The organism is Pseudomonas sp. GM60, assembly GCF_000282415.1.
Taxonomy (GTDB): domain Bacteria; phylum Pseudomonadota; class Gammaproteobacteria; order Pseudomonadales; family Pseudomonadaceae; genus Aquipseudomonas; species Aquipseudomonas migulae.
The window spans coordinates 38706-47407 of the sequence record NZ_AKJI01000165.1 but is presented as its reverse complement, the minus strand read 5'-3'; the positions used below and the strand labels follow the sequence as shown (position 1 = coordinate 47407).

Annotated in this window: 8 protein-coding genes; 4 read left to right on the top strand and 4 right to left on the bottom strand. The window is 61.7% G+C overall.

The window, feature by feature from the left end; all coding sequences use genetic code 11:
- Positions 1-90 precede the first annotated feature (90 nt).
- Positions 91-2607 (bottom strand): ATP-dependent helicase HrpB, encoded by a 2517-nt coding sequence (gene hrpB, locus PMI32_RS01460; protein WP_008035161.1) that lies wholly within the window; start codon positions 2605-2607, stop codon positions 91-93.
- Positions 2608-2716: 109 nt separating this feature from the next.
- Between hrpB and pmcY the strand changes: the two genes are divergently transcribed.
- Both pmcY and PMI32_RS01470 read left to right on the top strand, forming a co-directional pair.
- Complete coding sequence (gene pmcY / locus PMI32_RS01465; RefSeq protein WP_008035153.1) at positions 2717-3136, top strand: periplasmic Zn2+ metallochaperone PmcY; 420 nt, start codon at positions 2717-2719, stop codon at positions 3134-3136.
- Between the two features lie 29 nt (positions 3137-3165).
- A complete protein-coding gene (locus PMI32_RS01470) occupies positions 3166-4074 on the top strand; it encodes a cation diffusion facilitator family transporter (RefSeq protein ID WP_008035150.1) in 909 nt (302 codons plus the stop codon).
- On the opposite strand, the gene PMI32_RS01475 is transcribed toward PMI32_RS01470, so the two are convergent.
- Entirely contained in the window at positions 4059-5087 is a 1029-nt protein-coding gene (locus tag PMI32_RS01475) for a DUF6515 family protein (protein ID WP_008035148.1), read from the bottom strand. The genes PMI32_RS01470 and PMI32_RS01475 overlap by 16 nt on opposite strands.
- A gap of 435 nt (positions 5088-5522) precedes the next feature.
- Between PMI32_RS01475 and PMI32_RS01480 the strand changes: the two genes are divergently transcribed.
- The gene (locus tag PMI32_RS01480) at positions 5523-6002 is read left to right on the top strand and encodes an Lrp/AsnC family transcriptional regulator (protein WP_007894448.1); all 480 of its coding nucleotides are present in this window, start codon (positions 5523-5525) and stop codon (positions 6000-6002) included.
- A 189-nt stretch (positions 6003-6191) separates the two neighbouring features.
- A complete protein-coding gene (locus PMI32_RS01485; protein WP_007937369.1) occupies positions 6192-6401 on the top strand; it encodes a DUF2788 domain-containing protein in 210 nt (69 codons plus the stop codon).
- Here PMI32_RS01485 and PMI32_RS01490 read toward each other — a convergent pair.
- Together PMI32_RS01490 and amn are read right to left on the bottom strand one after the other, a co-directional pair.
- Positions 6396-7031 carry a pseudouridine synthase gene (locus tag PMI32_RS01490; RefSeq protein ID WP_008035145.1) on the bottom strand — a complete coding sequence of 212 codons (636 nt, stop codon included), beginning with the start codon at positions 7029-7031 and terminating at the stop codon, positions 6396-6398. The genes PMI32_RS01485 and PMI32_RS01490 overlap by 6 nt on opposite strands.
- A 75-nt stretch (positions 7032-7106) precedes the next feature.
- A complete protein-coding gene (gene amn / locus PMI32_RS01495; RefSeq protein ID WP_177318196.1) occupies positions 7107-8606 on the bottom strand; it encodes an AMP nucleosidase in 1500 nt (499 codons plus the stop codon).
- Between the last annotated feature and the right edge of the window lie 96 nt (positions 8607-8702).

Here is an 8702-nt window from a genome sequence, read left to right as displayed (position 1 = left end):
GCTTGCTGGCGATGGCGTCCGTCCAGCCAATAAATCTATAACTGACCCACCGCTATCGCCAGCAAGCCGGCTCCTACAGTGGGGGGCACCTCACTTCCGGGGTTTGATTCGTGCGGTCGCTTCGGCCACCAACGGATCATCCGGCCAATAATGCTTCGGATACCGCCCCTTCAAATCCTTTTTCACCTCGGCATAGGTGCTACGCCAGAAGTTCGCCAGGTCCTGCGTCACCTGCACCGGCCGCCGCGCCGGGGACAGTAAATGCAGTTTGACCACCTGCCTTCCACCGGCAATGCGCGGGGTTTCGGCCAAACCGAACAACTCCTGCAACCGCACCGCCAGAATCGGCGGCTGCTCGCTGTAATCCAGACGAATCGACGACCCTGAAGGCACGCTCAAATGATGCGGCGCCAGCTCATCGAGCCGTTGCGGCAGCGGCCACGGCAATAGGTTATGAACAATGCTTGAGAGATCCAGATTGGCAAAATGACTGAGCCGCGAAACCTTCCCCAGATACGGCATCAACCAGTGTTCGAGGCTTTTGAGCAGCGCAGCATCGCTGACATCCGGCCACTCGCTCTCGCCCTTGCCGACAAGGTCCAACTGCCGCAACAACGCCACCCTCGCCTGCCACTGACGCAACTCCGGCGTCCACGGCAACAACTCCAGCCCCTTGCGCCGCACCAGATTCACCAGCGCCTGACTGCGCGCGGTTTCATCGAGCCCGGTTAACGGTTCACGGCTGAAGACCAACTCGCCAACCTTGCGCTGACGCTCGGCGCGCAACACGCCTTCACGCTCGTCCCAATCCAGCTGATCGACCACCCGTACCTGTTCAGCGAGCACCGAATCGAACAACGCCGGATCGAAATCCGCCGCCAGATAAATCCGTTCCTCACGCTGCCCCTGACGGCTGCCGAGGTCGGCGATTACCAGCCACGGTTGTTTCATCAAGCTGTCGGCTTCGGCGAACAACGCGGCACGGCCGTTGGCCAGGCGATATTCCGCACCACCCGCTCGACGTTGCTGCGCGACACGGTCGGGATAGGCCAGCGCCAGCAAGGCGCCGAGCCAGCGCGGGTGCTCCGGATCGCTGACCGGTTCCGACGCCTTGCCACGCAGATAACCACGGTATTGACGCGCCAGTTGCCGCGCTCGCTGAACACCGCCCTGAGCACCGCGTGCGGCACGCTCTTCGCCGGACAACAGCACCAGTCGACTGTGCAGATCGGCGCCGGCACCGCGCAAAATATCCCGCTCGCCGAGCAACGCTGCGACATCGCACGCCATGTCCGCCAAGCCCAGCGCCTGACCGCGCAGCAGCAAATGAGCGATACGCGGATGCGCCGGCAATTCGGCCATGGCCTGACCGTGGCGGGTCAGCGCTTCGCCATCCAGTGCGCCAAGGCGATCAAGCAAGTCCTGAGCCTGGGCATACGCGGCGGCGGGCGGCACGTCGAGCCACACCAGTTGCGTCGGTGTCACGCCCCAGCGACCGAGTTGCAAAGCCAGACCGGCAAGGTCCGCCGAAAGAATTTCCGCACTCGCATACGCCGCCAGTTGCTCGTGTTGATCCTGCGACCACAAGCGATAACACACGCCCGGCTCCAGCCGCCCTGCCCGCCCCGCACGTTGCGTGGCACTGGCGCGAGAGATGCGCTGCGTGTCGAGGCGGGTCATGCCGCTACCGGGATCGAAACGCGGCACCCGCGCCAACCCGGCATCGATCACCACACGCACGCCGTCGATGGTCAGGCTGGTCTCGGCGATGTTGGTCGCCAGCACCACTTTGCGCTTGCCCGTCGGGGCTGGATCAATCGCAGCGCGCTGCGCGGCGAGGTCCAGTTCACCGTGCAACGGGCAGAGCAACACCTGTGTGTTTTCGCCCAGCGCATCGGCCAGTTGTTGATGCACCCGGCGGATTTCCGCTTGCCCCGGCAGGAACACCAGGAGGCTGCCGGTTTCATCGTTCAAGGCTTCGAGGATGGTTTGCACCAGGCGCGGCTCGATGAATTCACCGGGCTGGAACGGTCGGCCCCAGCGCATCGCCACCGGGTACATGCGCCCTTCACTGCGCAGGATCGGCGCGTCATCGAGCAACCCGGCCAGGCGTTCGCCTTCAAGGGTGGCCGACATCAAAAGAATTTTCAGCGGTTGATCATCGCGGAACAGTTCCCGGCCATTCAGGCTGAGGGCCAAGGCCAGATCGGCATCAAGACTGCGCTCATGAAATTCGTCGAAGATCAGCAAACCCACGCCTTCCAGCGCCGGATCATCCTGCAAGCGCCGGGTGAGGATGCCTTCGGTGACCACTTCAATCCGCGTCCGTGGCCCGACTTTGCTGTCCAGCCGAATGCGATAGCCGACGGTTTCACCGACCTTTTCGCCCAGCTCACTGGCCAAGCGCTCCGCCGCCGCTCGTGCAGCCAACCGACGCGGTTCAAGCATCAGAATGGTCTGCCCGGCCAGCCACGGCTCGTTGAGCAGGGCCAATGGAACACGGGTGGTTTTACCGGCACCGGGCGGTGCTTCGAGCACGGCTTCGTGGCGTGTCGCCAAGGCTTCACGCAGGGCGGGTAAAACTTCATCAATCGGCAAAGAAATCATGCTGGCTCCCAAACAGAGGGCCGAGTATAACGGCGAACTGCTCGGCGTTTATCAGGGTCCTAATTCATAGAGACGCCCTTTCGTTTTGAAATTACCCAGGAGATTTCATATGCGTGTTCCCTTTCGCCTGATTGGCGGTGTATTGGTTGCAACCCTGCTGACCCAGGTTACCGCTTGCGGATCGATCTTCTACCCTGATCGCCGTGGGCAGATCGAAGGCAAGATTGACCCGGCCATCGCCGCGCTGGATGCCGTGGGCCTGCTGTTCTACATCATCCCCGGCCTGATCGCGTTTGCCGTGGACTTCGCCACCGGCGCGATCTACTACGCACCGGGCGAGACCGCGCAGGTGGCGCCGGAAAAACTCAAGGAAGCGATCGGTGCCGATGGCAAGGTCGATACCCACAAGTTGCAGACTATTCTTGAAACCGAACTGGGCCGCAGCTTCCCGCTGGACGATCCACGTTTGATTCAACACAAGGGCAGCACTCAGCAACTGGCCTTGCTCGGCCTGCAACCTGCCGCGTAATCCGTGCACATAAAGGAATAGCCGCACTTATGATTTCCAGCTCCGAACACGCCCGCCTGCTGCGGCTGGCGACCCGTGCCTCGGTGGCGGTGGCGTGCACGTTGATCGTCGCCAAAGCCATCGCGTGGTGGTTGAGCGGTTCGGTGAGCATGCTCGCCGGGTTGACCGACTCGGCCCTCGACGGTATCGCCTCGCTGCTCAACCTGCTGGCAGTGCATTACGCCTTGCGCCCCGCCGATGAAGATCACCGTTACGGGCACGGCAAGGCCGAATCGCTGGCGGGCATGGCGCAGGCGTTGTTCATTGGTGGCAGTGCGGTGCTGATTGCATTGCAGGCGTTTGATCGGCTCAAGCATCCGGAACCGGTGGGTGCGCCGTGGATCAGCATCGGCGTGATCGTGTTTTCCCTGGCGCTGACGTTGGCCCTGCTGATGTTGCAGCATCGGGTCGTCAAGGCCACCGGCTCCAACGCGGTGCGCGCCGATTCCCTGCATTACCGTTCGGACTTGCTGCTCAATGGCAGCATTCTGGTTGCGCTGGTGCTGGCCGGGTTTGGCTGGCATCAGATGGACGCGTGGTTTGGCTTGGGGATCGCCGCTTACATCTTCTGGAGCGCCATTCAAATCGCCCGGGAAAGTTTTAAGGTGCTGATGGACGAGGAACTGCCGCCAGACGTCAGCCAACACATGCTCGAACTGGCCTGCAGCGTACCGGGGGTGCTGGGCGCGCATGACCTGCGCACACGGGTGTCCGGCAACCAGTGGTTCGTGCAATTGCACCTGGAATTGCCGGGGGAGTTGACCCTGTCAGTCGCTCACGGCATCAGCGATCAGGCGGCCGATGCAATTCACGCGGCGTACCCGCGAGCCGAGGTGCTGGTGCACGCCGACCCGCAGGAAGTGGTGAAGGCCGCCAGGGCAAATCAGAAACTCACCTGATACCCGCGACTGCCCAGGCAGTTGCCCTGGGCCTGGCGGTAGGCTTGCACCACCGACGGATCCGGCTGGTAGGTGGCCGTGCGCGGATCGAAGCCACTCTGCTGCACCGCGTATTGATAACACTCGTAGCCGTCCTGATTGACCTGCTGCGGCGACTGCCCGTTGGCGGGATACGCCACCACGTCATAGCCATTGCCGGTCGGTTGCGGTTGCACGGGCGGCTCGACCACCACGTAATCCTGAGTGCTTTCCTGATAGGCGTAATACGAGCCCGCCGCCAGGAATAACAGCGCGCCGCCGATCCACACTTCACGGGCGTAATCAGGCAGGTAGCTGACGCGAATCCCGCGCGGCGGCTGCACCACGACATAACGCGGGCCGAGCGGGCGATACCAGTAGCCGCCGGAGAAGAAATAATCCTGCCCACGATACGGCACGCGGTAGTCGCGGTCCGGGAAGCGGTCGATCACATGCCCGGGACGGTACTGCGGGCCAGGGCCCCAACCGTTACCGTGGCCGTTCGGGCGACCGGCCCAATGATGATCATCGGGACGTGAGCCCGGCCCGCCGGTCTGCCATTGCTGGTTGTAACCATTGTTTCGCGGGATGTCCTGATAGTAACCACGTTGCGGCTGCTGGGTCTGACGCACGGTGTCGGGCCGGCCCTGGATCGGCAAGTCGTTGGCCGGCAATTGTGGCGGCGGCGGTGGTGGCCGGACGGGGCTGTTGAAGTCGCGCGGCGGGTTGTCTCGCGGCTGATTGTTTTGCCACTGCCCGCCATTGCGCGACTGGCCGTTGTTCTCGAACTGGCGACTGTTGTCGCCACGAATGATGTCGTTGTTTTGCGGGCGCGGCTGATTGTTGCCACCATGGCCCTGATTGTTGCCCTGATGACCGTCACCGCGTTGTCCATTGTCGGGACCCCGGTTCTGCGGCTCATCGGCCAGCGATTGCGCAGTGACACTGACACACAGCAAACCAACACCGGCCAAACGCCAGATGCGCGACTTCATGCTTTTCCTCACTGCGGGTTAGGGCCTGTACGTAAGACTGGGAAAGCACAGGCCGGTTCTGCAACAGGTTATCAGTCGCGCAACTTATTTATTGAGGGCGGGTGAAAAATTGCGGGCAAAAGAAAAGGGAGACCCGTCGGCCTCCCTTTGAGAACTTCGTCCGTGCTCGACGCTTATGACGTCGGCTCACCTCACGCCGTCTTCTGGACAGTGTGTAGCTCGGGGGCCGGCACATCCCCGGTGGGGGTGGCGGCCGCGACTGGCCTGATTGGGCGAGCCGCTGTGGACTGTTTGTCCGAGCAGTGATTCTGGTGATAAGAATAGGCCTGGGGCGCCGGCAGAGGATTGCGAAGATTGCTCAAATAAACATGACTTGCGCAATTTTTAACCCTGGATAGATAATCTGCCGCAATCGATATGACAAAGGCCTGATTGATGAGCAAACTCGACCGATACGACCTGAGCATTTTGGCGGAATTGCAGCGCGACGCGCGCATCTCCAACCAGGAGCTGGCCGAACGCATCGGCCTGTCACCTTCACCGTGCTCGCGCCGGGTCAAGCAACTGGAAGACGACGGCTACATCACCCGCCAGGTAGCCCTGCTGGATCGCAAAATGCTTGGCCTGAGCCTGACTGCTTACGTGCTGATCGGCATGGACCGGCATACACCGGAGCGATTCGAGAACTTCGAAGCGGCGATTCGCACCTTGCCGCAAGTGCTTGAATGCAGCCTGGTGACGGGGATGGATGCGGACTATCAGCTCAAGGTGGTGGTGCCGGACATGGATCACTATCAGAAATTGCTGCTGGGGCACCTGACAAGGATTGAAGGGGTGACGAGTGTGCGGTCGAGTTTTGTGTTGAATCAGGTGCTCAACAGCACCGAACTGCCGCTGACTCATCTGCGTAGCTGACGACGCCTTCGCGGGCAAGCCTCGCTCCTACAGGTTTTGCGCGAGCCCTTGTAGGAGCGAGGCTTGCCCGCGAAGAGGCCGGAACAAGTGACGAATAGCTGCGACACGCTGCCGCAGGTCAATGCCGCACCAATCCCCCATGCCGTATACTCCAGCGCCTTTTAGCCCCGCCCCCGCTGGAGATGTCCGATGGATCCTGCAGTATTCGAAGAGTGGATGATGACCGGACTGGTCAGCATTCTGATCATTTTCATGGGTTTCATCGTCTGGGATCTGGCAAAGAAATCCAAGGCCGGGCGCTTCGGCTCGTTCATCCTGTTCTTCGTGCTCGGTCTGGGCGTGGCCGCGTTCGTGATCAAAAGCGTGGTGATCGGCCTGATCGAATCCGGCACGTTATAAGCGCGCCGGCACTTCTTTCCACTGGCCCTGATCGAGCCCTTCGATCGACCAGTCGCCGATCCTGACCCGCACCAGCCGCAACGTCGGCAAGCCGACCGCGGCGGTCATGCGCCGAACCTGACGGTTACGCCCCTCGCGAATCACCAGTTCCAGCCAACTGGTCGGCACACTTTTGCGAAAGCGCACCGGCGGGTTTCGCGGCCACAGTTGCGGCTCATCCAGTTGCCGCGCTTGCGCGGGCAAGGTCATGCCGTCATTCAGCTCGACGCCATCACGCAAACGCTGTAACTGCTCGGCACTCGGCTCACCTTCCACTTGCACCCAATAAGTCTTGGCCAGTTTGTGCTTGGGGTCGGCAATCCTCGCCTGGAGCTGGCCGTCGTTGGTCAGCAGCAACAACCCTTCGCTGTCGCGATCCAGACGGCCTGCCGGGTAAATCCCGGGAATCTCAATGAAATCCTTGAGCGTCGCCCGCCCTTCGCCGTCGCTGAATTGCGTCAGCACATCGAACGGTTTGTTGAACAGAATCAGCTTCGGCTCGGCCGGCGGCGCTTTGGCGACACGGCGCGGGGCTGATGACGGGGTGTTCGCGCCAGGGCGGCGGGACACGGGACGTTGGGGACGGGACATGGCGAAGAGAACATCTAACGGTCAGGGCTGCTAATGCTAGTGCCCTGACCGCCAAATGACCATGACAACTCTCAATCAGCGGAACGGCGGCTCGTCGAAGCTGCGCAGTTTGCGCGAGTGCAACGAGTTGAGTTCGGTGCGCAACAAGTCCACCGCCTCGATACCGATCTTCAAGTGCTGGCTGACCGCGCGCTCGTAAAAGGCGTTGGCCGAACCCGGCAGCTTGATTTCGCTGTGCAGCGGTTTGTCCGAGACGCAAAGCAATGTGCCGTAAGGCACCCGCAAGCGATAACCTTGCGCGGCGATGGTGCCGCTTTCCATGTCCACCGCCACGGCGCGGGACAGGTTGATCAGCGGACGCTCCTGGGCCCAGCGCAATTCCCAGTTACGGTCGTCGTAAGTCAGCACGGTGCCGGTGCGCAGGCGTTTCTTCAGCTCGTCGCCCTTTTCGCCAGTGATGTTGGCCGCCGCTTGCTGCAACGCCATCTGCACTTCTGCCAGGGCCGGAATCGGAATGTTCGGCGGCACGACCCGATCGAGAATCCCGTCGCGGCGCATGTAGGCGTGAGCCAGCACGTAATCGCCAATGGTCTGCGACTGACGCAGACCGCCGCAGTGACCGATCATCAGCCAGCAATGCGGACGCAATACCGCCAAATGGTCGGTGATGTTCTTGGCGTTGGACGGGCCGACGCCGATGTTCACCAAAGTCACGCCATGACCGTCGCTGGCGATCAGGTGATAGGCCGGCATTTGATAGCGATGCCAGACCACGCCGGCAGCAATCGCCGACGCTTCGCCGTGATCCATGCTCTTTTCGATGATCACGTTGCCCGGCAGCACCATGCGTACGAAACGCGGATCGCTGCGCAACTGCTCGAGGCCATGAACGATGAACTGGTCAACGTAGCGGTGGTAGTTGGTCAGCAGAATCCACGGCTGCACATGGCGCCAGTCGCTGCCGGTGTAGTGCACGAGGCGGCGCAGGGAGAAATCCACCCGCGCGGCATCGAACAGGGCCAGCGGCAGCGGGTCGGTGTTTTCCCAATCGTACAAACCGTCAGCGATGCCATCGGTGGCGGCCGACAGGTCGGTACTCGGGAACACCCGCGCCAGCACGGCCGCGGTCACGCCGGAGCCGGCCAGTTCATCGCCCTGCTCGACCACATACGGATAAGGAATATTCTGCTGGCTGATGCCGACTTCCACGGTCACGGTGAAGTCGTGCATCAACGGCACGAGCTGTTCCAGCAAGTATTTACGGAAAGCCGCCGGATGGGTGACGGTGACGCTGTAGGTCCCCGGCAACTGCACCTTGGCGTAGGCGCGGGTGGTTTGCGGGACTTCGCCCTGGCAGTGGTAGGTCAGACGCAGTTCAGGATAACGAAACATCGCACGCTGTTCGGCGTCCGGTTCAACCCGATCCTTGAGGTAACGCTTGAGCGCCTGGCTCAGTGCGGTGGTTGCGCGATTGTGCAAGTGAGCAAGCCGGTCCACGGCTTGCTCGGCGGTTTGAACGATAATAAAAGCTTCGGTCACGATCAGCATCCTGTGTTCTGACTTGCAGGCCTTCATCTTGCCTGCATCGTCGCTTCACGGGAACAGTGGTGGCTACACAAATGACAAGTCCACAGTAGATCCAATGTGGGAGCGAGCCTGCTCGCGATAGCG

Excerpts from the sequence above, each read along its gene's own strand:
- hrpB (WP_008035161.1), bottom strand. The coding sequence starts at position 2,607 with ATGATTTCTTTGCCGATTGATGAAGTTTTACCCGCCCTGCGTGAAGCC.
- pmcY (WP_008035153.1), top strand. The coding sequence starts at position 2,717 with ATGCGTGTTCCCTTTCGCCTGATTGGCGGTGTATTGGTTGCAACCCTG.
- PMI32_RS01470 (WP_008035150.1), top strand. The coding sequence starts at position 3,166 with ATGATTTCCAGCTCCGAACACGCCCGCCTGCTGCGGCTGGCGACCCGT.
- PMI32_RS01475 (WP_008035148.1), bottom strand. The coding sequence starts at position 5,087 with ATGAAGTCGCGCATCTGGCGTTTGGCCGGTGTTGGTTTGCTGTGTGTC.
- PMI32_RS01480 (WP_007894448.1), top strand. The coding sequence starts at position 5,523 with ATGAGCAAACTCGACCGATACGACCTGAGCATTTTGGCGGAATTGCAG.
- PMI32_RS01485 (WP_007937369.1), top strand. The coding sequence starts at position 6,192 with ATGGATCCTGCAGTATTCGAAGAGTGGATGATGACCGGACTGGTCAGC.
- PMI32_RS01490 (WP_008035145.1), bottom strand. The coding sequence starts at position 7,031 with ATGTCCCGTCCCCAACGTCCCGTGTCCCGCCGCCCTGGCGCGAACACC.
- amn (WP_177318196.1), bottom strand. The coding sequence starts at position 8,606 with ATGAAGGCCTGCAAGTCAGAACACAGGATGCTGATCGTGACCGAAGCT.